Source organism: Streptomyces sp. CB00455, from assembly GCF_001905445.1.
Lineage (GTDB): Bacteria > Actinomycetota > Actinomycetes > Streptomycetales > Streptomycetaceae > Streptomyces.
Window position 1 is genome coordinate 463,116 of sequence record NZ_LIVQ01000002.1, and the last position, 23,054, is coordinate 486,169.

At 70.9% G+C, this 23,054-nt stretch carries 21 protein-coding genes and 1 riboswitch; of the genes, 12 read left to right on the top strand and 9 right to left on the bottom strand.

What is annotated here, in order from left to right; genetic code table 11:
• Window positions 1–19 precede the first annotated feature (19 nt).
• Complete coding sequence (locus AMK16_RS09500; protein ID WP_073911751.1) at window positions 20–1,603, bottom strand: Na+/H+ antiporter; 1,584 nt, start codon at window positions 1,601–1,603, stop codon at window positions 20–22.
• Between the two features lie 76 nt (window positions 1,604–1,679).
• Between AMK16_RS09500 and AMK16_RS09505 the strand changes: the two genes are divergently transcribed.
• The 3 genes from AMK16_RS09505 (at window position 1,680) to AMK16_RS09515 (ending at window position 3,611) form a co-directional block, all read left to right on the top strand.
• Window positions 1,680–1,940, top strand: a complete 261-nt coding sequence (locus AMK16_RS09505) for a UBP-type zinc finger domain-containing protein (RefSeq protein ID WP_073911755.1) — start codon at window positions 1,680–1,682, stop codon at window positions 1,938–1,940.
• Window positions 1,941–2,145: 205 nt separating this feature from the next.
• Complete coding sequence (locus AMK16_RS09510) at window positions 2,146–2,559, top strand: anti-sigma regulatory factor (RefSeq protein WP_030153599.1); 414 nt, start codon at window positions 2,146–2,148, stop codon at window positions 2,557–2,559.
• Window positions 2,556–3,611 (top strand): RNA polymerase sigma factor SigF, encoded by a 1,056-nt coding sequence (locus AMK16_RS09515; protein WP_073911759.1) that lies wholly within the window; start codon window positions 2,556–2,558, stop codon window positions 3,609–3,611. Before AMK16_RS09510 ends, AMK16_RS09515 begins: the two co-directional genes overlap by 4 nt.
• A 9-nt stretch (window positions 3,612–3,620) precedes the next feature.
• On the opposite strand, the gene AMK16_RS09520 is transcribed toward AMK16_RS09515, so the two are convergent.
• On the bottom strand, window positions 3,621–4,082 hold the full coding sequence (locus tag AMK16_RS09520; RefSeq protein ID WP_073911762.1) for a hypothetical protein: 462 nt from the start codon (window positions 4,080–4,082) through the stop codon (window positions 3,621–3,623).
• An 84-nt stretch (window positions 4,083–4,166) separates the two neighbouring features.
• On the opposite strand from AMK16_RS09520, the gene AMK16_RS09525 reads away from it, so the two are divergent.
• Window positions 4,167–5,132 (top strand): diacylglycerol/lipid kinase family protein, encoded by a 966-nt coding sequence (locus AMK16_RS09525; RefSeq protein WP_073911766.1) that lies wholly within the window; start codon window positions 4,167–4,169, stop codon window positions 5,130–5,132.
• Between the two features lie 322 nt (window positions 5,133–5,454).
• A complete protein-coding gene (locus AMK16_RS09530) occupies window positions 5,455–5,712 on the top strand; it encodes a WhiB family transcriptional regulator (protein WP_003953983.1) in 258 nt (85 codons plus the stop codon).
• Window positions 5,713–5,886: 174 nt separating this feature from the next.
• On the opposite strand, the gene AMK16_RS09535 is transcribed toward AMK16_RS09530, so the two are convergent.
• On the bottom strand, window positions 5,887–7,356 hold the full coding sequence (locus tag AMK16_RS09535) for a sensor histidine kinase (RefSeq protein WP_199885421.1): 1,470 nt from the start codon (window positions 7,354–7,356) through the stop codon (window positions 5,887–5,889).
• Between the two features lie 650 nt (window positions 7,357–8,006).
• Here AMK16_RS09535 and nagB point away from each other — a divergent pair.
• Complete coding sequence (nagB, locus tag AMK16_RS09540) at window positions 8,007–8,792, top strand: glucosamine-6-phosphate deaminase (protein WP_073911774.1); 786 nt, start codon at window positions 8,007–8,009, stop codon at window positions 8,790–8,792.
• A 366-nt stretch (window positions 8,793–9,158) separates the two neighbouring features.
• On the opposite strand, the gene AMK16_RS09545 is transcribed toward nagB, so the two are convergent.
• The 4 genes from AMK16_RS09545 to AMK16_RS09560 all read right to left on the bottom strand — a co-directional run bounded on the left by AMK16_RS09545 (window position 9,159) and on the right by AMK16_RS09560 (window position 13,986).
• A complete protein-coding gene (locus AMK16_RS09545; RefSeq protein WP_073911778.1) occupies window positions 9,159–10,649 on the bottom strand; it encodes a glycoside hydrolase family 3 protein in 1,491 nt (496 codons plus the stop codon).
• Between the two features lie 7 nt (window positions 10,650–10,656).
• Window positions 10,657–11,493 (bottom strand): carbohydrate ABC transporter permease, encoded by an 837-nt coding sequence (locus tag AMK16_RS09550; protein WP_073913505.1) that lies wholly within the window; start codon window positions 11,491–11,493, stop codon window positions 10,657–10,659.
• A gap of 62 nt (window positions 11,494–11,555) precedes the next feature.
• Window positions 11,556–12,575, bottom strand: a complete 1,020-nt coding sequence (locus tag AMK16_RS09555; RefSeq protein ID WP_073911782.1) for a carbohydrate ABC transporter permease — start codon at window positions 12,573–12,575, stop codon at window positions 11,556–11,558.
• Between the two features lie 127 nt (window positions 12,576–12,702).
• On the bottom strand, window positions 12,703–13,986 hold the full coding sequence (locus AMK16_RS09560; protein ID WP_073911785.1) for an extracellular solute-binding protein: 1,284 nt from the start codon (window positions 13,984–13,986) through the stop codon (window positions 12,703–12,705).
• Window positions 13,987–14,276: 290 nt separating this feature from the next.
• Between AMK16_RS09560 and AMK16_RS09565 the strand changes: the two genes are divergently transcribed.
• The 5 genes from AMK16_RS09565 to AMK16_RS09585 all read left to right on the top strand — a co-directional run bounded on the left by AMK16_RS09565 (window position 14,277) and on the right by AMK16_RS09585 (window position 21,504).
• Window positions 14,277–15,041 (top strand): GntR family transcriptional regulator, encoded by a 765-nt coding sequence (locus AMK16_RS09565; protein WP_073911788.1) that lies wholly within the window; start codon window positions 14,277–14,279, stop codon window positions 15,039–15,041.
• A 105-nt stretch (window positions 15,042–15,146) separates the two neighbouring features.
• The gene (locus tag AMK16_RS09570; RefSeq protein ID WP_242438667.1) at window positions 15,147–17,420 is read left to right on the top strand and encodes a carbon starvation CstA family protein; all 2,274 of its coding nucleotides are present in this window, start codon (window positions 15,147–15,149) and stop codon (window positions 17,418–17,420) included.
• Complete coding sequence (locus AMK16_RS09575) at window positions 17,417–17,629, top strand: CstA-like transporter-associated (seleno)protein (RefSeq protein WP_443333545.1); 213 nt, start codon at window positions 17,417–17,419, stop codon at window positions 17,627–17,629. Before AMK16_RS09570 ends, AMK16_RS09575 begins: the two co-directional genes overlap by 4 nt.
• Before the next feature lie 175 nt (window positions 17,630–17,804).
• Window positions 17,805–17,939: riboswitch (cobalamin riboswitch) on the top strand.
• A 143-nt stretch (window positions 17,940–18,082) separates the two neighbouring features.
• Entirely contained in the window at window positions 18,083–20,476 is a 2,394-nt protein-coding gene (locus AMK16_RS09580) for a ribonucleoside-diphosphate reductase subunit alpha (RefSeq protein ID WP_073911791.1), read from the top strand.
• Window positions 20,476–21,504 carry a ribonucleotide-diphosphate reductase subunit beta gene (locus AMK16_RS09585; RefSeq protein WP_073911795.1) on the top strand — a complete coding sequence of 343 codons (1,029 nt, stop codon included), beginning with the start codon at window positions 20,476–20,478 and terminating at the stop codon, window positions 21,502–21,504. The genes AMK16_RS09580 and AMK16_RS09585 overlap by 1 nt, the downstream gene beginning before the upstream one ends.
• 103 nt (window positions 21,505–21,607) lie before the next feature.
• Here AMK16_RS09585 and AMK16_RS09590 read toward each other — a convergent pair whose 3' ends face one another.
• Window positions 21,608–21,820: a hypothetical protein gene (locus AMK16_RS09590; RefSeq protein WP_073911798.1), complete on the bottom strand. Its 213-nt coding sequence runs from the start codon at window positions 21,818–21,820 to the stop codon at window positions 21,608–21,610.
• A gap of 304 nt (window positions 21,821–22,124) precedes the next feature.
• Here AMK16_RS09590 and AMK16_RS36595 point away from each other — a divergent pair, with 304 nt between their 5' ends.
• Window positions 22,125–22,289, top strand: coding sequence for a hypothetical protein (locus tag AMK16_RS36595; protein WP_199885394.1), 165 nt, complete (start codon window positions 22,125–22,127; stop codon window positions 22,287–22,289).
• Window positions 22,290–22,380: 91 nt separating this feature from the next.
• Here the strand turns inward: AMK16_RS36595 and def are convergent, their stop codons facing one another.
• Window positions 22,381–23,016 (bottom strand): peptide deformylase, encoded by a 636-nt coding sequence (gene def / locus AMK16_RS09595; protein WP_073911802.1) that lies wholly within the window; start codon window positions 23,014–23,016, stop codon window positions 22,381–22,383.
• Window positions 23,017–23,054 lie beyond the last annotated feature (38 nt).

The window sequence follows — 23,054 nt, forward strand, 5'->3', positions numbered from 1 at the left end:
GCCGCGCGGCCGCCCCCGGTTAAGCCGTTTCCTCGCGGTACGCCGCCGCCTCCTCGAGGTCCAGGCGGCGCAGCAGCGCCCGCAGCATCTCGTCGTCGATCCGGCGCCCGTCCCGCAGGGAGACGAAGACCTCCCGCTCGGCCCCGATCATCTCGCGTGCGAGACGCCGGTAGACGTCGTCCGCCGATTCGCCGGTCACCGCGTTGACCTCGCCCAGCCGTTCCCACACCGCGTTGCGCCGGCGCTCCATCACCGTCCGCAGCCGGTCCGCCAGCGGTGGCGGCAGCGTGCTGTTCTCCGGCTCCTCCAGCAGCTCCGCCAGCCGCTCCTCCGCTGCCCGGGACGCCTCGCTCTGGGCCTGCGCCTCCGCCAGCGTCTCGGCCTGGAGGTCCCGCGCCGGCAGCCTGAGAAGCCTGATCAGCGGCGGCAGCGTCAGCCCCTGCACCACCAGCGTCCCGATGACCGTCGTGAAGGTCAGGAACAGGATCAGGTCCCGGTGCGGCACCGTCATCGGCACCGAGAAGGCGATGGCCAGCGAGACCACCCCGCGCATCCCGGCCCACCCCACGACCACCGGCGCTTTCCAGGTCGTCTCCGGCTCCCGCGTGCGGATCCGCTCCGACACCCAGCGCGGCACGAAGGTCGCCGGGAAGACCCACAGGAAGCGGGACACCACCACGGCGAGGAACACCGCGATCGCGTACCAGGCCGCCTGCGCGCCCTCGTACTCCCGCAGTCCCCGAAGGACCAGCGGCAGCTGGAGTCCGATCAGCGCGAAGACCACCGACTCCAGCACGAAGGCGACCACCTTCCACACCGCCTCCTCCTGGAGCCGGGTGGCGAAGTCGACCTGCCAGTTGCGGTGCCCGAGGTACAGGGCCACCACGACCACCGCGAGCACGCCCGAGGCGTGCACCCGCTCCGCCGCCGCGTACGCCACGAAGGGGATCAGCAGCGAGAGGGTGTTCTGGAGCAGCGGCTCCCTCAGCCGCTTGCGCAGCTGGTGGATGGGCACCATCAGCAGCAGGCCCACCCCGACCCCGCCGACCGAGGCCAGCAGGAACTCCGCGATCCCACCGGCCCAGCCGGCGCTCACCCCCACGGCCGCCGCGAGCGCCACGTTGTACGCGGTGATGGCGGTGGCGTCGTTGACCAGCGACTCACCCTGGAGGATGGTCGTGATCCGGTTGGGCAGCCGGAGCTTGCGGGCGATGGCGGTGGCCGCCACCGCGTCGGGCGGGGCGACGACCGCGCCCAGGACCAGCGCCACCGGCAGCGACAGGCCGGGGACCACGAGGTAGGCGGCGTAGCCCACGGCGAGCGTCGCGAACAGGACGTAGCCCACCGACAGCATCGCGATGGGCCGCAGGTTCGCCCTCAGGTCGAGGTAGGAGCTGTCCACGGCGGCCGTGTGCAGCAGGGGCGGGAGCAGCAGCGGCAGCACGATGTGCGGGTCGAGCGCGTACGAGGGGACCCCCGGCACGTAGGACGCCGCGATCCCGGCGGCGACCAGCAGCAGCGGCGCCGGCACGCGCGTGCGGCGGGCCGACCCCGCGACGGCCGCGCTGCCGGCGATCAGCGCCACCAGCGGCAATACCTCCATCGAAGATCCCATCCGTGTTCGTCGTGAGCCCCCGCGCACCCGCGTTCGGCCGGGCGCTGGACGTACGCTGGCCATCATGAGCGAGTGCATCCACGTTGCCGAACTGCCGCGCCCCGAGCCGGTACCGTCTGACCAGACCTGTCCCGAATGTCTGGCGATCGGCAGTCATCCGGTCCAGCTGCGGATGTGCCTGGGGTGCGGGCACGTCGCCTGCTGCGACTCCTCGCCCCACCGGCACGCCACGGCGCACCACCGGGAGACCGGCCATCCGGTGATGAGGAGCTTCGAACCGGGCGAGATCTGGCGCTGGTGTTTCGTCGACGGTTCGATCGTCTGAGGCGGGGTAGGTCAACCCTCCGCCGGTTCCCCCGATTTGACTCCGCACACCCCTAGCCACTGAGCGTACCCATGGGCTTACCATCAGTCACTGGATGCGGGAAGGGGTGCCCCCCAGCGGGCTCCACGAGGGGCGCCGCGACACGATCGCCCGGATCGCGATAGCGTCACCGGCGAACAGAGCTCGTACCACCTTGGAGGTGAGGGTGTCCCAGATCGCAGGCGAGCCCGGGACCCAGGACTTCGTGGAAGTCCGGCTGCCCGCGGCGGGTGCCTACCTGTCGGTGCTGCGGACGGCCACGGCCGGCCTCGCGGCACGTTTGGACTTCACCCTCGACGAGATCGAGGACCTCCGCATCGCGGTGGACGAGGCCTGCGCGATCCTGCTCCAGCAGGCCGTGCCCGGCTCCGTCCTCAGCTGCGTCTTCCGGCTGGTGGACGATTCGCTGGAGGTGACCGTCTCGGCGCCGACCACGGACGGCCGTGCGCCCGAGCGCGACACGTTCGCCTGGACCGTGCTGTCGGCGCTGGCCGGCAAGGTCGAGTCGACCGTCGAGGAGGACCGGACGGTGAGCATCAGTCTCTACAAACAGCGCGGCGCGGGACCAGGCCCGGCGTGAGCGGCGGGGAGATCCCGGTGCGGGGCGGGGATCGGCCCCGGGTACGGCACGAGGTCGACGGCGGCATCCCGGAGCAGCAGCACGCCCGGCCGCACCCGGCTGACGCGGATGCGGAAGACGGCTTTTTGGACTCGGCGGAGCGACGGGCGGGCCCTGTGAGCGAGAACCAGCACGAAGAACCACAGCCGGCACAGCCACCGGGGACCGCTGCCGCGGCCCCGGCGGTTCCAGTGGCGCCCGCGGATGTGCCGCCGGCCGCGGCGGCGGCGTTCGCGGTGACCCCGCCGCTGCCGGACCCGCGCGACCGCAGCGGCGCGCGGGCGCTGTTCATCGAGCTGCGGGCACTGCCCGACGGCTCGCCGGAGAAGGCCGAGCTGCGCAACCGCCTCGTGCGGATGCACCTGCCGCTCGTCGAGCACCTGGCCCGGCGCTTTCGCAATCGGGGCGAGCCGCTCGACGACCTGACGCAGGTCGCGACCATCGGCCTGATCAAGTCCGTGGACCGGTTCGACCCGGACCGCGGGGTCGAATTCTCCACGTACGCCACGCCCACGGTGGTCGGTGAGATCAAGCGCCACTTCCGCGACAAGGGCTGGGCGGTGCGGGTGCCGCGCCGCCTGCAGGAGCTGCGGCTCTCGCTGACGACGGCCACGGCGGAGCTGTCGCAGCAGCACGGCCGCTCCCCCACGGTGCACGAACTGGCCGAACGGCTGGGGATCTCCGAGGAGGAGGTGCTGGAGGGGCTGGAATCCGCCAACGCCTACAGCACGCTCTCCCTGGACGTCCCGGACACCGACGACGAGTCGCCGGCGGTCGCGGACACCCTGGGCGCGGAGGACGAGGCCCTGGAGGGCGTCGAGTACCGCGAGTCCCTCAAGCCGCTACTGGAGGGCCTGCCGCCGCGGGAGAAGCGGATCCTGCTGCTGCGGTTCTTCGGCAACATGACCCAGTCGCAGATCGCGCAGGAGGTCGGCATCTCCCAGATGCACGTCTCGCGCCTGCTGGCCCGGACCCTGGCCCAGCTCCGCGAGAAGCTCCTCGTCGAGGAGTAGCGCCCGCGGCTATCGGGTCCCTTCGCGGGGCCCGATGCCGAGCGCCACGGTCGCGGTCGGGTTCACGAGCAGGGCCACGACGGCCACCGCGGCCGCGGCGAGCGCCACGGCGGCGGCGATCACGGCGCCGCCGGTGCTGTACAGCGTCCACGCCACCGGCAGCGCCATCAGCTGGGTGATCAGGGCCGGTCCGCGGCTCCAGCGGCGGCCCAGACGCAGCCCGCGGGCCGCGATCAGCGGCAGCGCGGCGAGCGCGAGCAGGGTGACCCCGCCGGTCTCGGCCTGCTGCGGGGAGTCGGGGTCGCCGGCGATGCCGACGAAGAGCATGTAGACGCCGAGGCCGGCCAGGGCCAGGCCCTCCAGGGCCGTCAGCACGGCGGCGGCGGTCAGCCGCCCGGGCAGCGCCGCGGACTCGGCTGCGGGCTCGGCTGCGGCGGGGGTGGTGGCCTGCGGAGGCTGCTTCTTACTCACCCGTGCAGGGTAGCCGCGGACCCCGTGGACCGGAGGGGACGGGCAGTAGGGCCCGCATGCGAGGGGGTGGGTAGGCTGGCGCTCATGCGTGCACTTCTCGTGGCCAACCCAGCAGCGACGACCACCAGTGCGCGCACGCGTGACGTCCTGACCCACGCCCTGGCCAGCGAGATGAAGCTGGAAGCGGTGACCACCGAGTACCGGGGGCACGCCCGGGACCTGGGGCGCAGGGCCGCGCACGAGGGGCTCGACCTGATCGTGGCCCTGGGCGGGGACGGCACGGTCAACGAGGTGGTCAACGGGCTGCTGCACGACGGGCCCGATCCGGAGCGGCTGCCGCGGCTGGCGGTGGTGCCGGGCGGCTCCACGAACGTGTTCGCCCGCGCCCTCGGCCTGCCGAACGACGCGGTCGAGGCGACCGGCGCCTTGCTGGACGCGTTGCGGGAGCGCCGCGAGCGGACGGTGGGCCTGGGTCTGGCGGCCGGCACCCCGGGTACGGAGGACGAGTCGGTCCCGGCGCGCTGGTTCACCTTCTGCGCGGGCTTCGGCTTCGACGCGGGTGTGGTGGGGCGGGTGGAACAACAGCGCGAGCGCGGCAAGCGTTCGACGCACGCCCTGTACGTACGGCAGTTGATGCGCCAGTTCTGGGACGAGCCCAACCGCCGGCACGGTACGGTCACCCTGGAGCGCCCCGGCGCGGATCCGGTGACGGATCTGGTGCTGTCGATAGTGTGCAACACCTCGCCGTGGACGTATCTGGGCAATCGCCCGCTTTACGCCTCTCCGGACGCGTCCTTCGACACGGCACTTGACGTGCTGGCGCTCGACCGTTTGTCAACTCCGGCGGTCGCCCGCTACGCGACACAGCTCCTGACCTCGACTCCTGAGCGGGGGCCGCACGGCAAGCACGCGGTGTCTCTGCACGATCTGACCGACTTCACCTTGCATTCGAAGGTTCCGCTTCCCTTCCAGATGGACGGCGACCACCTCGGCCTGCGCACCAGCGTTCGGTTCACAGGCGTACGCCGTGCACTGCGTGTGATTGTGTGAGTGGAAGGGCCCAAAGTCCTTTCACTCGAACGTTTACACGCCGGTCCACCCCCACGAAGTAGGGCTGTGACCTAGTCGACACCGACGAATCAAAAAAAACTTTCCGGAAGGGGTTGTATCCCCGTCCGAGGTTTGCGAATCTCTACATGGCGATCGGGACAGCCCGCAGAACCCGGCACCCACGAAGACCGCCAGAACCCCTCCACGCATCTCGGACCTCCCCCCTGCACTTCTGGGTGGTCGCCCTTCCCTCACGGGGGGATTCGTGAAAGCGTTCACATTCACAAGCAACCTGCCCGTAATACAAGGAGATGGAGCAGCCATGGACTGGCGTCACAACGCCGTTTGCCGCGAGGAAGACCCCGAGCTCTTCTTCCCCATCGGCAACACCGGTCCTGCGCTGCTGCAGATCGAGGAAGCCAAGGCCGTCTGCCGTCGCTGCCCCGTGATGGAGCAGTGCCTGCAGTGGGCGCTCGAGTCCGGTCAGGACTCCGGCGTCTGGGGCGGCCTCAGCGAGGACGAGCGCCGCGCGATGAAGCGCCGCGCCGCTCGCAACCGGGCGCGCAACGCAAGCGCCTGACAACGACTTTCGAGCCTCGACGCGCAGCGCGTAGTACCTGACAAGCGCTTGGCAACGTGCTCTTGAGCCCCGGACCGGGAAGGCCTCCAGCAGTAGCTGGGGGCGCCTCGGCTCCGGGGCTCAGTGCTGTCCGGAACGAGAACCGTCACGCTGGGTGACGACGGGGGCGCGCGGCTACTTCTGCGGGCTGGACGGTACGTCGAGGACGACCTTGGTGCCGCGCGGCTGCGCCCGGACCATGTCGAAGGTGCCGCCGAGCTCCCCTTCCACGAGGGTCCGTACGATCTGGAGCCCGAGGTTGCCGGCCCGCTGGGGGTCGAAGCCTTCGGGCAGGCCGCGGCCGTCGTCGAGGACGGTGATCAGCAGCCGGCCGTCGGTGCGGCCCGATCCGGTGCGGGTCGCGGAGACTTCCACGGTGCCCCGCTCCCCCTGGGTGAAAGCGTGCTCCAGAGCGTTCTGCAGGATCTCGGTCAGCACCATCGACAGCGGCGTGGCGACCTCGGCGTCCAGGATCCCGAAGCGGCCGGTGCGCCGGCAGTCGACCTTCCCCGGCGAGATCTCGGAGACCATCGCGATCACGCGGTCGGCGATCTCGTCGAACTCGACCCGCTCGTCCAGGTTCTGAGACAGCGTCTCGTGCACGATCGCGATCGAACCGACGCGGCGCACGGCCTCGTTGAGGGCCTCGCGGCCGCTTTCCGAATCCATCCGGCGGGCCTGGAGCCTGAGCAGCGCGGCCACGGTCTGGAGGTTGTTCTTCACCCGGTGGTGGATCTCCCGGATGGTGGCGTCCTTGGTGATCAGCTCACGCTCGCGACGGCGCAGTTCGGTGACGTCGCGACAGAGCACCAGGGAGCCGATCCGGACCCCCTTCGGCTTGAGCGGGATGGCGCGCAGCTGGATGACGCCGCCGTTGCCCTCGACTTCGGTCTCCCTCGGGGCCCAGCCGCTGGCCAGCTTGACGAGGGCCTCGTCCACCGGGCCCCGGGAGGGGGCGAGTTCGGTGGTGGTGTCGCCGAGGTGCTGACCGACCAGGTCGGAGGCGAGGCCGAGCCGGTGGTAGGCGGAGAGCGCGTTCGGGGAGGCGTAGGTGACCACGCCGTCCGCGTCGAGCCGGATCAGCCCGTCCCCGACGCGCGGGGAGGCGTCCATGTCGACCTGCTGGCCGGGGAAGGGGAAGGAGCCGGCCGCGATCATCTGGGCCAGGTCGGAGGCGGACTGGAGGTAGGTCAGCTCCAGCCGGCTCGGTGTGCGCACGGTGAGCAGGTTGGTGTTGCGGGCGATCACGCCCAGGACCCGGCCCTCGCGGCGCACCGGGATCGACTCGACGCGGACCGGCACCTCCTCGCGCCATTCCGGGTCGCCCTCGCGCACGATCCGGCCCTCGTCCAGCGCGGCGTCGAGCAGGGGGCGCCGGCCGCGGGGCACCAGGTGGCCGACCATGTCGTCCTGGTACGAGGTGGGGCCGGTGTTCGGGCGCATCTGGGCGACCGAGACGTACCGGGAGCCGTCGAGCGTCGGGACCCAGAGCACCAGGTCGGCGAAGGACAGGTCGGAGAGCAGCTGCCACTCCGAGACCAGCAGGTGGAGCCACTCCAGGTCGGTTTCACCGAGAGCTGTGTGCTGGCGTACGAGGTCGTTCATGGAGGGCACGTGGCGAGCGTACCCCGGGTAGGGGCCATGACTTTCCGCAGTGCGATTCCGGGGAGTATCCAGGAGGCCCGCAGGCCGCGTACTGTTGGAGGAAGCGACGGCCTTGCGGCGTCGCGCTTGGATGGACAGAAGAGATTGGTCTAGTCCACAATTGCTCACAGCTTCCGCCCTCCCCGCACAGGAGGACGGATCGAGGTAAGCCGCGCGCTCTGCCCTGACCGCGCAGGCTCCTCCCAACCGGCCGCGGGAACCGCACACCCTCGGCCGTAAGTACTCCGGGCTACGGTGCCGGGCGGGTCGAGGGTCCCGTCCTGCACCGTGGCCCAGAGGAATTTCAGGGGCCCTTTTCCTTCCGGCGGCGAGCGCGCGCAGTCCGCGCCGCAGCCCGCAGCCCCCCGCCCCCTCTTCCCCACCCCCCTTCCCCGCCCCCCGCCTGCCCGCGCGCGGGCGAGGGACATCCGCCCGGAGCCGCTGCCCGCGCACCCTTGCCCGCCGGCAGCAGAGGCCCCCCGCCGGGATGCGCGCACGGGGATCCGGACCACCATGGAATGGGGCGCGGACCCCGGCGGGGAAGGGCCGGCTCTGGTAGATTGGTCTATACCACAACATGCCCATACCCTTCTCAGATCGGCAGGCCCCGCGTGGAAGTTGTCATCGTCCCGGACGCCAAGGCAGGCGGCGAACTCATCGCGGAGGCCATGGCCGCCCTGGTCCGCCGCAAGCCCGACGCCCTGCTGGGCGTGGCGACCGGCTCGACCCCGCTGCCCGTCTACGAGGCCCTCGCGGCGAAGGTCAAGGCCGGTGAGGTGGACGCCTCCAGGGCCCGCGTCTGCCAGCTCGACGAGTACGTCGGCCTGCCCGCCGGCCACCCCGAGTCCTACCGCGCGGTCGTGCTGCGTGAGGTCGTCGAACCGCTGGGCCTGTCCGAGGCCGCCTTCATGGGCCCCGACGGCTCGGCCGAGGACATCGTCGGCGCGTGCGACGCCTACGACCGTGCCCTGGCGCAGGCCGGCGGCGTCGACCTCCAGCTGCTGGGTATCGGCACGGACGGCCACATCGGCTTCAACGAGCCCTGCTCCTCACTGGCCTCCCGCACCCGCATCAAGACGCTGACCGAGCAGACCCGCGTGGACAACGCGCGCTTCTTCGGGGACGACCTCGAACAGGTGCCCCACCACGTCATCACCCAGGGCATCGGCACCATCCTCGACGCCCGACACCTGGTCCTGCTGGCCACCGGCGAGAGCAAGGCCGAGGCCGTCGCGCAGACCGTCGAGGGCCCGCTGTCCGCGCTGGTCCCGGCCTCCGCGCTGCAGCTGCACCGGCACGCCACGGTCGTGGTGGACGAGGCCGCCGCCTCGAAGCTCAAGCTGGCCGACTACTTCCGCCACACCTACGCCGACAAGCCTTCCTGGCAGGGCCTTTAGGCCGTGCGGCCGTGACGGCCGGGCTCCCCCTCGGGGGCGCCCGGCCCGTCCGCGTTCCGCGTTCCAGGGAGCCCGGCCCGGCGGGTGGGGTGCGCCGCCGCCGGGACGGATCCCCGCGCGGCCCGGGGCCTGAGCCCCGCGCCCCCTCGCCGAGGGCGTAGCGGGCCCCGTACGCCCCGTCCACGACCGCCTTCAGCCGGGTGGGGTCCCCCCGCCGCGGTCCGTCGTCCTGCAGCCGGAGCCCGTGCGGCTCGCGGTCGGGCGGCGCCCCTGCGGATGCCCCGACGGCAGGCCGGCCCCGGGACGTGACTGAGGGCCGGGCCTCCCTCCTCGGCGCCCGGCCCTCGCCTGCGTCCCGGCAGCGGCCTAGTGGGGGCGCCGGCCCGCGATGACCTCGGCGGCTGCGCGGCCGCAGACGCGGGAGGCGCCGTGCGTGGCCACGTACAGGGCCCCCCTGGGTTCGGCCGTCGGTACGCCCATCTCCACGACCACGGTGTCCGGGCGGGCCGCGACGAGCGCGTCCAGTACCTCGGCCATCCACGGGTGGCGGTGGGCGTCGCGGACCACCGCGACGACGGTCCGCTCCCCCGCGGCCGCCAGTACGTCACCGGCGGCGCAGCCCTGCGGGTAGACGCCCGAGGCCGTCCCCGGGAGCAGCTCCGCGAGCTCGGCCGCCGGCCCCCACGGGGTCTCGTCGCCGACCGCGATGTTCACGACGGGGGCGAGCGTGGCCACGTAGGGCGCGGCGACCGGGGCGGCCGTGCCCGAGACGACCAGCGCGAGACGGGCGGCGGTCAGGCCAATGCCGGATGCGCGGCTCCCCTCCGGCCGCGCGTCCGGCCGGAGGCTGCGGGTCCATTCGGCGAGGGTCCGGACCCGGGCGGCGGCGTCGGCGAGCCGCTCCTCGGGCAGGACGCCTTCGCGTACGGCGGCGACGAGCGCGTCGCGCAGCCGCAGCACGGTCGCCTCGTCGGCCAGTCCACCGCCCACGCAGATGGCGTCGGCGCCGGCCGCGATGGCCAGGACGGAGCCGCGCTCGATGCCGTACGTCCCGGCGATGGCGTTCATTTCCATGCCGTCGGTGACGATCAGCCCCTCGTAGCCCAGTTCCTTGCGCAGCAGGCCGGTCAGGATCTGCGGGCTGAGCGTGGCCGGGCGGGTGGGGTCGAGCGCGGGCACCAGGATGTGCGCGCTCATGACGGCCTTGGTGCCGGCTTCGATGGCCGCCGCGAACGGGACGAGTTCGCGGGCCTGGAGGGTTTCCAGGTCGGCGTCGATGCGGGGCAGCGCGTGGTGCGAGTCGACGCTGGTGTCTCCGTGGCCGGGGAAGTGCTTGGTGCAGGCGGCGACGCCGGCGGCCTGGAGCCCTTCGACGTAGGCGGCGGTGTGCCGGGCCGCGAGGCGGGTGTCGGCGCCGAAGGACCGTACGCCGATGACCGGGTTGGCCGGGTTGGAGTTGACGTCCGCGGAGGGGGCCCAGTTGAGGTTGACCCCGCACGCGGCGAGGCGGTGTCCGAGCTCGCGGGCGACGTCCCGGGTCAGGGCGGTGTCGTCGACGGCGCCGAGGGCCAGGTTGCCGGGGAAGGACGAGCCGCCCCTGGCCTCCAGGCGGGTGACGTCTCCGCCCTCCTCGTCGATGGCGACCAGGACGTCGTCGCGCTCGGCGCGCAGCTGCGCGGTCAGCGCGGCGAGCTGTTCGGGCGAGGCGATGTTGCGACCGAACAGGCCGACGGCGGTGAGGCCTTCGGAGAGCCGGCGCAGCAGCCAGGCGGGAGCGGTGGTGCCTTCGAAGCCGGGCTGGAGGACCGCGAGGGCGTCACGGGTGAGCGTGTCGACGCGGTGCGCGAGGACAGTCATGGGGCCGTTATCCCTTCACGGCGCCGGCGGTCATGCCGCCGACGGCCTTGCGCTGGAGGAAGACGAAGATGAGCAGGACGGGCACGGCGAAGAGCGAGGACGCGGCCATGGTGGCGCCCCAGTCATTGCCGAAGGCCGTCATGAATTCGGTCAGCCACAGGGGCAGGGTCTGCGCGGTCTTGTCCTTGTTCAGGATCAGGACCATCGCGAACTCGTTCCAGGCGGTGATGAAGCCGAAGAGCGAGGTGGACATCAGGCCGGGGGCCAGCAGGGGGAAGATCACCTTGCGGAAGGCCTGGCCGCGGGTGCAGCCGTCGATCTGGGCGGCCTCCTCCAGGGTCACCGGGACGGCGGCGATGAAGCCGCGCAGGGTCCAGATGGTGAAGGGGAGGATCATCACGAAGTAGATCGCGGTGAGCAGCGGGAGGCTGTTCAGCATCTCGCCGTCGCGGGCGATCATGTACATCGCGATGACCATGACCTCCCAGGGGGCCATCTGGGCCATCATCACGGTGAGGACGAGGCCCTTGCGGCCCTTGAACTTCATGCGGGCGATGGCGAAGCTCGCGGCGAGGGCGACGAGCAGGGCGAGTACGACGGCGCCGGCGGTGACCAGGACGCTGTTGGTGACGTACGTCCAGAAGTTGGTGACGCCGGTGGCCTTGGTGAAGTTGTCCAGGGTCGGGGTGAAGAAGAAGACCGGTTCCTTGGTGAGGATCTGGCTCGACGGCTTGAGTGCCGAGGAGAACATCCAGTACACCGGGAAGACGAAGAGGAGCGCCAGGAGCAGGGCGCCCGCGTTCTTGGCGACGGCCGCGGGGCGGACGGGGCGGCGGGTGCGCAGCTGCTGCGGGGCCTTCGCGGACGGCGCCGCGGCCGGCGCGGGCTTCGGGGCGGTGCTCGTGCTCACTGCTCCTCCTCCTGCTTCAGGATCAGGCGGAAGTAGAAGGACATGACGATCACGAGGATCAGGATCGTCAGGACGGAGATGGCGGCGGCGAGGCCGTAGTGGGCCTGGCTCTGGCCCTCGACGTAGGCGAAGACCGGGAGGATCTCGGAGGCGCGGTCGGGGCCGCCCTTCTTCATCGCGTAGACCTGGGTGAAGGCTTTGAAGACCCAGATCACTTCGAGGAAGGTGGTCACGAGGAAGAAGGGCTTCAGGTTCGGGAAGACGATCTTCCAGAAGGTCTGCCAGCCGTTGGCGCCGTCCATCCGGGCGGCCTCGTACAGCTCGGCGCCGACCGTGGTCAGGCCGGCGTACATGTTGAGGGCCACGAAGGGGATGGAGCCCCACACCACCAGGATCGTGACGATCGTGAGAGTGGAGAGGCCGGTCTCGAACCAGTTGTGCTGTTCGTAACCGGAGAAGCCGGCGGTGCGCATGACCCAGTTCATGACGCCGAACTGCTCGTCGAAGAGCCATTGGAAGACCTGGACGGAGGCGACGATCGGCATGGCCCAGGCCATGACCAGCGCCATCGACAGGACCAGGCGCATCCACGTGCCGAGCCGGCTGAGCAGGATGCCGATCAGGCTGCCCAGCACCATGATCAGTGCGACGTTGGCCAGGGTGAAGGCGAAGCTGCGGACGACGACGGTCCAGAAGGTCGTGTCACCGAGCAGTTCGGTGTAGTTGCCGAAGCCCGCGAAGGGGTACTTCCGCTGGATGAACTCGATCTTGTTGATGTCCTGGAAGGACAGGATCACGTTCTTGATCAGCGGGTACAGCAGCAGGGTCGCGAGGCTGAGCACGGCCGGCCCGACCAGCAGGTAGGGCAGCCATCCCGAGGGGAGCGGCCTGCGGCCCCCGCGAGGAGCCGTTCGACGGGGGCCGACCGCGGTGACGGGCACCGTGGGCAGTCCGGCTGACTTCTGTGGTGCGTCCTGTGGAGCGCTGGTCGTCGCTCCCTGGGAGTGCACGGTCATGGCTTGGCTTCCTCGCGGTTGACTGTGGAGTCAAATGCGCGACCGGGGGCGCGGCGGGCGTCCGGGCGTCCGCCGCACTCCCCGGTGCGTTCACACTGCTGGGTGGTGCGGGTGCTGCGGGGAGGGGCTACTTGTTGATGCGGTTCGCGATTTCCTTGTCCGCGTCCGCGCCGGCCTTGGCGGCGTCCTCACCCTTCAGGACCTTGGTCATGAACTCCTTGATGGGGTTCGGCTCGGTCTCGACGTTCGCCCAGCCCGCGGTGACCGGGGTGATCTTGCCGTTGACGCCGGCCTTGCCCATGGCCTCGGCGAAGGAGCCGGCGGCGGGGGTGAAGTTGGCCGCGGCCTGGTTCGGGAGCAGGGCGCCCTTGGTCTCGGCGGCGTACTTGGTCATCTGGTCCTTGCCGGCGGCGAGGGCCAGCCACTCCTTGGCGAGGTCCTTGTTCTTGGAGCGCTCGGCCACGGCGAGGTTCGAGCCGCCGAGGAAGACGGTGCTGGTCTTCTCCGCGGTCTTGCCCGGGATCGGGAAGTAGCCGAAGTCGGCTTCCTTGCCCGCTTCCTTCAGGGCCTTCTCGGCTCCGCCGGCTTCCCAGCCGAGACCGATCCAGGAGGCGACGCCGCCCTTGGGGACGATGTCGGTGGACTGCTGCGGGTTGGCCTCGTCCTTGTCCTTGGGGGCGGTGGAGAAGGACTGGAGCTTCTTGTAGAAGTCCATGGCGGAGGCGGCCTGGGGGGTGCCGAGACCGCCCTTCCACTTGCCGCCGTCCTTGACGGCGAGGTCGCCGCCCTCGTCCCAGATGAGGCCGGCGAGGACGTACCAGCTCTGGCCGGGGAGGTAGATGGGCTGCGAGGCCGGGTCGGCCGCCTTCAGCTTCTCCAGGCCGGCCACCCACTCGTCGCGGGTCTTCGGCGGGGTGACGCCGGCCTTCTCGAAGGCCTTCTTGTCGTAGATGACGACGCGGTTGGCGGCGTACCACGGGGCGGAGTAGAGCTTGCCATCGACCTCGGCCGAGGCGAGCATGCTCTTCTGCCAGGCGTCGGCGCCGAGCTTGGACTTGTCACCCGTCAGGTCGGCGAGACCGCCGGTGACCGCGTAGCCGGCGGTCTGGGTGTTGCCGAGTTCGAGGACGTCGGGCGGGGTGTCCTCGGAGAGGGCCGTGGTGACCTTCTCCTGGATGCCGGTCCACTTCTGTTCCTCGACCTTGACCGTGACACCGGGGTGCTTGGCCGAGAACTCCTTGTTGACTTCGTCGATCCAGGCCTTCGGCGCGGAGCCGTCCATCACCCAGACGGTGATCTCCTTGGCGCCACCCGCGTCGGTCTTGCCCTTGTCGTCGCCGCCGTTGCCGCATGCCGCGACTGTGGCCATCATGCCCGCGACACTGACCGCCGCGATGAGCTTGCGCTTCACGCCACCCTCCTCAGGGATGCTGCCTGCAACTTCCCTCGCCCGCCGCGGTGACGTACGCACCAAGTACTGCCGTGGGGCCGGGATCTGATCCATATTGGTTTAGACCAGCAGCTGGAGCTTGGCCTAGACCTTTAGGGGTGTCAAGGGTCTAATGAGCGGGTGCTCGGTCCGTTATCGGACCGACACCTGGCAGGAGAGAAGGCCTGTCCCCCCGCACGTGTCACGATGTACCGCACATATCGGAGGAGCCGGTGACGGCAGCGAAACTGGAGTCGGGAAGGCGGGCGGCGATGGCCACCGAAGGGGCGATCACGGAGCCGGAGGGCGGGGCGGCCACCCGCACGGCGCGCGTTCCCAAGTACTACCGCCTCAAGCGGCACTTGCTCGACATGACCGAGACCCTCCCGCCCGGCACCCCGGTGCCGCCGGAGCGCACGCTGGCGGCCGAATTCGACACCTCGCGGACCACCGTCCGCCAGGCCCTCCAGGAGCTCGTGGTCGAGGGCCGGCTGGAACGGATCCAGGGCAAGGGCACCTTCGTCGCCAAGCCGAAGGTCTCCCAGGCCCTGCAACTGACCTCGTACACCGAGGACATGCGGGCCCAGGGGCTGGAGCCGACCTCCCAGCTGCTCGACATCGGCTACGTCACGGCGGACGACACCCTCGCCGGACTCCTGAAGATCACCACCGGTGGACGGGTCCTGCGCATCGAGCGGCTGCGCCTGGCCAGCGGCGAGCCGATGGCCATCGAGACCACCCACCTGTCGGCCAAGCGCTTCCCCGCCCTGCGCCGTTCGCTGGTCAAGTACACCTCCCTCTACACCGCCCTCGCAGAGGTGTACGACGTCCACCTCGCCGAGGCCGAGGAGACCATCGAGACCTCGCTGGCCACCCCGCGCGAGGCCGGACTGCTCGGCACCGACGTCGGCCTGCCGATGCTGATGCTCTCCCGGCACTCCCTGGACGCCGGCGGCGAACCGGTGGAGTGGGTGCGGTCGGTGTACCGCGGCGACCGGTACAAGTTCGTCGCCAGGCTCAAGCGGCCGGCCGTCTGAGCGCGGGCCCCGCGGACCGGTATACGGACGGGGTCTTACGTTCAGCGGGCGATCCCCCGTAGATTCCCTGCGCTTACGCAGTTGATCGACGAGGGGACGCTAGCCATGCCGGAACCGGAAACAACGGGTACAGAACGGGACACGGCGAGTCCGGGCACCACGCCGGGCTCGCCTTCCCCTTCCCCTTCCTCTTCTCTTTCTCCTTCTCCTTCTCCTTCTCCTTCTCCCAAGTCCATCGCCGTCTGGGTGCTCGTCGGCCTCATCGGCGCCATCGGCTGGGGCGTGCTGGCGCTCTCCCGCGGCGAGGAGATCTCGGCGGCCTGGCTGCTCGCCGCCGCCCTGGGCTCCTACGCGATCGGCTACCGCTTCTACGCGCGGTTCATCGCGCACCGCGTGCTGAAGGTGGACCCCACGCGGGCCACCCCCGCCGAACGCCTCGACAACGGTGTCGACTTCCACCCCACCGACCGCCGCGTGCTCTTCGGCCACCACTTCGCCGCCGTCGCCGGCGCCGGTCCCCTCGTCGGGCCGGTGCTCGCCGCGCAGATGGGCTATCTGCCGGGCACCATCTGGATCGTGGCGGGGGTCATCTTCGCCGGCGCCGTCCAGGACATGGTCACGCTGTTCTTCTCCACCCGCCGCGACGGGCGTTCGCTCGGCCAGATGGCCCGGGACGAGATCGGCCCCGTGGGCGGAGCCGCCGCCCTGGTCGCCGTGTTCTCCATCATGATCATCCTGCTGGCGGTGCTGGCCCTGGTCATCGTGAACGCGTTGGCGCACTCCCCCTGGGGCGTCTTCTCCATCGGCATGACCATCCCGATCGCCCTCTTCATGGGCTTCTACCTCCGCGTCCTGCGGCCGGGCCGGGTCACCGAGGTCTCCGTGATAGGGGTCGCGCTGCTGTTGCTCGCCATCGTCGCGGGCGGCTGGGTCGCCGAGTCCTCCTTCGCCGGCACCTTCACCCTGGAGAAGGAGACGCTGGTCATCTGGATGGTGGCGTACGGCTTCGTCGCCTCGGTGCTGCCGGTGTGGATGCTGCTCGCGCCCCGCGACTACCTGTCGACCTTCATGAAGGTCGGCACCATCGCCCTGCTCGCCGTGGGCGTGGTCATCGCGATGCCGACCCTGAAGATGCCCGCGGTCACCGATTTCGCCGCCCGCGGCGACGGCCCGGTCTTCGCCGGGTCCATGTTCCCGTTCGTCTTCATCACGATCGCCTGCGGGGCCCTGTCCGGCTTCCACGCGCTGGTCTCCTCCGGCACCACCCCGAAGATGATCCAGAAGGAGACCCAGGTCCGGGTCATCGGCTACGGCGCGATGCTCACCGAGTCCTTCGTCGCCGTGATGGCGATCATCGCCGCCTCGATCATCGACCCCGGCCTGTTCTTCGCGGTCAACTCGCCCGGCGGCGTCATCGGCGCCACGGTCGAGACCGCCTCGACGGCGGTGACGAACCTCGGCTTCGCCATCAGCCCCGAGGCCCTCGCGCAGGCGGCCAAGGACGTCGAGGAGACGAGCCTGCTCTCGCGCACGGGCGGCGCCCCGACCTTCGCACTCGGAATGTCACAGATCTTCTCCTCCGTGATCGGCGGCGCCGGGCTCAAGGCCTTCTGGTACCACTTCGCCATCATGTTCGAGGCGCTGTTCATCCTGACCACGGTCGACGCGGGCACGCGCGTCGGACGGTTCATGCTCCAGGACACCCTCGGCAACGTCCACGCCTCCTTCAGGAACGTCAGCTGGAAGCCGGGCGTCTGGCTGGCGAGCGCCGTCGTCGTGGGCGGCTGGGGCTACTTCCTGTGGGTCGGCGTCAAGGACCCGCTGGGCGGCATCAACCAGCTCTTCCCGCTGTTCGGCATCGCGAACCAGCTGCTCGCGGCGGTCGCCCTGGCGGTCTGCACCACCCTGCTGGTCAAGTCCGGCCGGCTGAAGTGGGCCTGGGTGACGGGCGTCCCCCTGGCGTGGGACGTGGCCGTCACGCTCACGGCGAGCTATCAGAAGATCTTCTCGGCGGACGTGAAGGTCGGCTTCTTCGCCCAGCGCGACAAGTACCAGGGCGGCATCGACGCGGGCAAGGTGCTGCCGCCCGCCAAGAACATGGGCGAGATGCACACCGTGGTCACCAATGCCACCGTGGACGGCGTGCTCTCGGCCCTGTTCGCCGTCCTGATCGTCATCGTGCTGGTGGACGCGGCGCGCACCTGCCTGAAGGCCGCCGGCCACCCGGAGTCGGTGCGGCTCTCCGAGGTCCCGTGGAGCCGGTCGCGGATCGTCGCCCCGGCGGGGCTGATCGCCACCGCCGAGGAGAAGGCGGAACTCGCCGCGGCCGGCCTCGACTCGGGCGGCGGCCGCATCAAGGAGCAGGAGCCCGTGTCGTGAACGTGCCGCGCCGCACGGGTGTGCGCGGCGCGCTGGCGAGGGCGCGGTTCTTCGTGCGGGAGTTCTCCGGGGAGGCGGCCTACGACCGGTACGTCGCCCATGCCCGCTCCCACGACCCGGACGCGGAGGTCGTGAGCCGCCGCGCCTTCGAACGCGCCCGCACCGACGCCCGCGAGGCGGACCCCCGCGAGGGTTTCCGCTGCTGCTGAGCGCGAAGGGCCCCGCCGTCCCCTGTCAGGACGGTTCCCAGGGGCCCTTCGCCCTTCCCGGCCCACCGGGCCCGGCCCTCCCGTGCCGCGCCCCGCCGACGACAGCGGAGAGGTACGACTCCGGGACGCCCAGTCGCGGTCGACACAACATGTGGGGGTTGCGGCAACAGGGTGCCCCCACATGTATGCTCAGGGCTGCTGTCGTCGCAGGGGAATCCGGTGCGAATCCGGAACTGTCCCGCAACGGTGTGAAGTGCACCCCCATCGTGCATCCGCAAGTCCGAGGACCTGCCGACAGTGCGCCCGGCTCGACCGAACCGGGTGCCGATTCGTCCGGGCCTCGCGGTTGGGCCGGTGGACGCCATGCGGGGTACGCGTACCTGCCACGCCCGCATGCGCTGCCCCGTGCTCCGCCCCGCCGTTGACCGGGCCGAGCGAGGGAGAGCTCCCCCCGTGACCATCGCGCCTTCCGCACCGCGCGCCGAGTCCGCCGAGTCGTTCACCGAGGGCCCGGGGGCCGCGCTGCTGCGCACCCTCACCGAGCTGACGGCCGACCTCCCCGACACCGACCCTGGCCGGGTCGCCGCCGCCGCGCTCCGGGGCCGCAGCTTGGCCGCCGACGAGGCCGAACTGCGCGCTCTGGCCACCGAGGCGGCCGCGGGGCTGATCTCGGAGGACCCGGCGTACTCCCGCCTCGCCGCGCGGCTGCTGACGCTGGCCGTCCGTGACGAGGCGGCCGGCCAGGGGGCCACCTCCTTCTCCGCCTCGGTGGCCGTCGGGCACCGCGAGGGGCTCATCGCCGACCGCACGGCCGCGTTCGTGGCGGCCCACGCGAACCGGCTGGACGCGCTGGTGGAGCACACCCTCGCCGAGGGCGCCGACGACCGCTTCGGCTTCTTCGGCCTGCGCACCCTGCACAGCCGCTACCTGCTGCGCCACCCGATCACCCGCCAGGTCGTGGAGACCCCGCAGTACTTCATGCTGCGCGTGGCCTGCGGCCTCGCCGAGAACGACAGCGTCCAGGCCGTGGAGGAAGTGGCCTCCCTCTACCGGCTGATGAGCCGCCTGGACTACCTGCCGTCCTCTCCCACGCTCTTCAACTCCGGCACCCGGCACCCGCAGATGTCCTCCTGCTACCTGCTGGACTCGCCGATGGACGAGCTCGACTCGATCTACGACCGCTACCACCAGGTCGCGCGCCTGTCCAAGCACGCCGGCGGCATCGGCCTGTCGTACTCCCGCATCCGCGCCCGCGGTTCGCTGATCCGGGGCACCAACGGCCACTCCAACGGCATCGTGCCGTTCCTGAAGACCCTCGACGCCTCCGTCGCCGCCGTGAACCAGGGCGGCCGGCGCAAGGGCGCCGCCGCCGTCTACCTGGAGACCTGGCACGCGGACATCGAGGAGTTCCTGGAGCTGCGCGACAACACCGGCGAGGACCAGCGCCGTACGCACAACCTGAACCTGGCCCACTGGGTGCCGGACGAGTTCATGCGCCGGGTCAACTCCGATGCCGACTGGTCGCTGTTCTCCCCGGCCGACGTGCCCGAGCTCGTCGACCTGTGGGGCGACGAGTTCGACGCCGCGTACCGCAAGGCAGAGGCGGCGGGCCTGGCCCGCAAGTCCATGCCCGCCCGCGAGCTGTACGGCCGGATGATGCGCACCCTCGCGCAGACCGGCCAGGGCTGGATGACCTTCAAGGACGCCTCGAACCGCACGGCGAACCAGACCGCCGAGCCGGGCTCGGTCGTGCACTCCTCGAACCTGTGCACCGAGATCCTGGAGGTCACGAACGACGGCGAGACCGCCGTCTGCAACCTCGGCTCGGTCAACCTGGGCGCCTTCGTGCTGGCGGAGACGGGGCAGATGGACTGGGAGCGCCTGGACGAGACCGTCCGTACGGCCGTGACCTTCCTCGACCGTGTGGTCGACATCAACTTCTACCCGACCGAGCAGGCCGGCCGCTCGAACTCCCGCTGGCGCCCGGTGGGCCTGGGCGCGATGGGCCTGCAGGACGTCTTCTTCCGGCTGCGCCTGCCCTTCGACTCCGCCGAGGCGAAGGCCCTGTCGACGAAGATCGCCGAGCGGATCATGCTCGCCGCCTACGAGGCCTCCGCGGACCTCGCCGAGCGCAGCGGCCCGCTGCCGGCCTGGGAGCAGACCCGCACCGCGCGCGGCGTCCTGCACCCGGACCACTACGCGGGCGTGGAACAGCACTGGCCGGAGCGCTGGGAGGCGCTGCGCGCCCGGATCGCCAAGACCGGTATGCGCAACTCCCTGCTCCTGGCCATCGCCCCGACGGCGACGATCGCCTCGATCGCGGGCGTGTACGAGTGCATCGAGCCGCAGGTCTCCAACCTGTTCAAGCGCGAGACGCTGAGCGGTGAGTTCCTCCAGGTCAACGCGTACCTGGTGGACGAGCTGAAGAAGCTCGGCGTGTGGGACGCGCAGACCCGTGAGGCGCTGCGCGAGTCCAGCGGCTCGGTGCAGGGCTTCGGCTGGATCCCGGCCGAGGTCCGCGAGCTGTACCGGACGGCCTGGGAGATCCCGCAGCGCGGTCTGATCGACATGGCGGCGGCCCGTACGCCGTACCTCGACCAGTCGCAGTCGCTGAACCTGTTCCTGGAGACGCCCACCATCGGCAAGCTCAGCTCGATGTACGCGTACGCCTGGAAGCAGGGCCTGAAGACCACGTACTACCTGCGTTCGCGCCCGGCGACGAGGATCGCCCGCGCCGCGTCCGCCAGCGCGGTGCCCGCCGCCGCCACCCCCCTCCCGCAGGCCGTCGACGCCGACGCCCTGGCCTGCTCCCTTGAGAACCCCGAGTCCTGCGAGGCCTGCCAGTAATGAGCTCCACCGACAAGGCTGCGAAGAACAAGAACCTGCTCGACCCGGGCTTCGAGCTGACCCTGCGCCCCATGCGCTACCCGGACTTCTACGAGCGCTACCGGGACGCGATCAAGAACACGTGGACGGTGGAGGAGGTCGACCTCCACTCGGACGTCGCCGACCTGGCGAAGCTGACGCCCGCGGAGCAGCACATGATCGGCCGTCTGGTCGCGTTCTTCGCGACGGGTGACTCGATCGTCTCGAACAACCTGGTGCTGACGCTGTACAAGCACATCAACTCCCCGGAGGCGCGCCTGTACCTGTCGCGCCAGCTGTTCGAGGAGGCCGTGCACGTCCAGTTCTACCTGACGCTGCTCGACACCTACCTGCCCGACCCGGACGACCGCTCGGCCGCCTTCGACGCGGTCGAGGAGATCCCCTCGATCCGCGAGAAGGCGCAGTTCTGCTTCAAGTGGATGGACTCGGTCGAGAAGATCGACCGGCTTGAGACGCAGGCCGACCGCCGCCGTTTCCTGCTGAACCTGATCTGCTTCGCCGCGTGCATCGAGGGCCTGTTCTTCTACGGCGCCTTCGCCTACGTGTACTGGTTCCGCTCCCGCGGTCTGCTGCACGGCCTGGCCACCGGCACCAACTGGGTGTTCCGCGACGAGACCATGCACATGAACTTCGCCTTCGAGGTCGTGGACACGGTCCGCAAGGAGGAGCCGGAGCTGTTCGACGACGCCCTTCAGCAGCAGGTCACGGACATGCTGAAGGAGGCCGTGGAGGCGGAGCTGCAGTTCGGGCGCGACCTGTGCGGTGACGGCCTGCCGGGCATGAACACCGAGTCGATGCGCGAGTACCTGGAGTGCGTCGCGGACCAGCGCCTGGTCCGCCTCGGCTTCCCGGCGGTGTACGGCTCGCAGAACCCTTTCTCCTTCATGGAGCTCCAGGGGGTCCAGGAGTTGACCAACTTCTTCGAGCGCCGTCCGTCGGCCTACCAGGTCGCGGTCGAGGGCACGGTCGACCTGGACGAGGACTTCTAGTCCCGTCGGCCGCCCGGCCGCGGCAGGTGAGCGCGTCCCCGCGCCGGGAGGCCCGGGGCGGGGACGCACTGCTGTCCGGTGGCCCCCGGGGAGCGGGGGCGGGTCACCTCCAGGAAGTACCGCGCAGCGTGGTGCCCGTACGCGGGTGCACCACCCGCCGGCCGCCGGCCCGGACGAGCACCTCGCGCACGAGGGCCAGGCGCAGCTCACGCTCGATGCGGCGGTCGCGGAGGATTCCGTAGAGCGCCGGGGCCAGCAGCAGGGCCGCGACGGCCAGGACGAGCAGGTAGTCCAGGAGCACGTCGAAGTTGTCCATCTCTCCACTCTCCTCGGCTGAGCGGATCCCGCATCTCGCGGTGCGCGCGGCCGAGAAGAGCCCGCTCGGCAGGGGCGCCACCACGTCCCGCGCGCCCCTGGCGCCCCGCCGAACGCCTTCCGGCACACGCTTCACGGGCCGCGGGCCGTGGCCTGACCCGCTCCCTCTGGCCGAGAACCGTAGAACACTTGACCCAAACCTGTCCCGTGCGTAGTCGTACGCTGTCGTACGGTGATGACGCCCGGTGGGCCGCGCCCGCACAGCACCCGGCCGTGCACCTCTCACACAGCCCAGGGGGGCCTGTATGTCCCGTATCGCCCGCATGATCACAACTGCCGCCATCACCGTGCTGCTGGTCGGCGGCGCCACCGCCGCCGCCTCCGCCGATTCCGGCTGGGGCGCCGCGCCGGCCGACAGCGGCTGGGGCAGCGCCCCCGCCGACAGCGGCTGGGGTTCGGCGGGCAAGTAGCCCGCGGAACACCACGCGGCAGGGCCCCGCTCCGGAATCCGCGGATTCCAAAGCGGGGCCCTGCCGCGTGCGGCGTGCGGCGCCCGCGAGGTCAGCCGTTGGCGACCGTCTCGTAGCGCGGGGTGCCCTCTTCCATCTGCCGGAGGGCGTCCTTGCGGTCGCGCTTCGAGAGCCGGTCGATGTACAGGTAGCCGTACAGGTGGTCGGTCTCGTGCTGGAGGCAGCGCGCGAAGTAGCCGGTCCCCCGGACCTTGATCGGGTTGCCCTGGGCGTCCTGGCCCTCGACCTCGGCGTAGTCGGGGCGGGCCAGCGAGGCGTATGCCGTCGGGACCGACAGGCAGCCCTCGTTGGAGTCGTCCAGCACCCGCGCGCCCGCCGGCAGCTCCACGAGCTTGGGGTTGACGACGACGCCGGTGTGGCGCACCCCGTCGTCGTCCGGGCAGTCGTAGACGAAGACCTTGGCGTCCACGCCGATCTGGTTGGCGGCCAGGCCCACGCCCTCGGCGGCCTTCTGGCTGGCGAACATGTCGTCGATCAGCCGGGCCAGCTCGTCACCGAACTCGGTGACGTCCTTGCACTCCCGGTGCAGGACCGGGTTGCCGACCACCGTGATGGGACGGGCGGTGCCGCGCTCGCGGTGGGCGAGCTCGCGCTCCGCACAGTCCTCGGTGTCCACGACGTACCCGTCGTTCACGACCTCGACAACCTCGTTCTCCTGCTGCGCCATGTCCGCCGTACGCCTTCCGTAAGTCACCAAGCCACCGT

Excerpts from the sequence above, each read along its gene's own strand:
- AMK16_RS09545 (WP_073911778.1), bottom strand. The coding sequence starts at position 10,649 with ATGACTGTCCTCGCGCACCGCGTCGACACGCTCACCCGTGACGCCCTC.
- AMK16_RS09570 (WP_242438667.1), top strand. The coding sequence starts at position 15,147 with ATGCCGGAACCGGAAACAACGGGTACAGAACGGGACACGGCGAGTCCG.
- AMK16_RS09555 (WP_073911782.1), bottom strand. The coding sequence starts at position 12,575 with ATGACCGTGCACTCCCAGGGAGCGACGACCAGCGCTCCACAGGACGCA.
- AMK16_RS36595 (WP_199885394.1), top strand. The coding sequence starts at position 22,125 with ATGTCCCGTATCGCCCGCATGATCACAACTGCCGCCATCACCGTGCTG.
- AMK16_RS09530 (WP_003953983.1), top strand. The coding sequence starts at position 5,455 with ATGGACTGGCGTCACAACGCCGTTTGCCGCGAGGAAGACCCCGAGCTC.
- AMK16_RS09565 (WP_073911788.1), top strand. The coding sequence starts at position 14,277 with ATGGCCACCGAAGGGGCGATCACGGAGCCGGAGGGCGGGGCGGCCACC.
- AMK16_RS09585 (WP_073911795.1), top strand. The coding sequence starts at position 20,476 with ATGAGCTCCACCGACAAGGCTGCGAAGAACAAGAACCTGCTCGACCCG.
- AMK16_RS09590 (WP_073911798.1), bottom strand. The coding sequence starts at position 21,820 with ATGGACAACTTCGACGTGCTCCTGGACTACCTGCTCGTCCTGGCCGTC.
- AMK16_RS09525 (WP_073911766.1), top strand. The coding sequence starts at position 4,167 with ATGCGTGCACTTCTCGTGGCCAACCCAGCAGCGACGACCACCAGTGCG.
- def (WP_073911802.1), bottom strand. The coding sequence starts at position 23,016 with ATGGCGCAGCAGGAGAACGAGGTTGTCGAGGTCGTGAACGACGGGTAC.
- AMK16_RS09500 (WP_073911751.1), bottom strand. The coding sequence starts at position 1,603 with ATGGAGGTATTGCCGCTGGTGGCGCTGATCGCCGGCAGCGCGGCCGTC.
- AMK16_RS09505 (WP_073911755.1), top strand. The coding sequence starts at position 1,680 with ATGAGCGAGTGCATCCACGTTGCCGAACTGCCGCGCCCCGAGCCGGTA.
- AMK16_RS09535 (WP_199885421.1), bottom strand. The coding sequence starts at position 7,356 with ATGAACGACCTCGTACGCCAGCACACAGCTCTCGGTGAAACCGACCTG.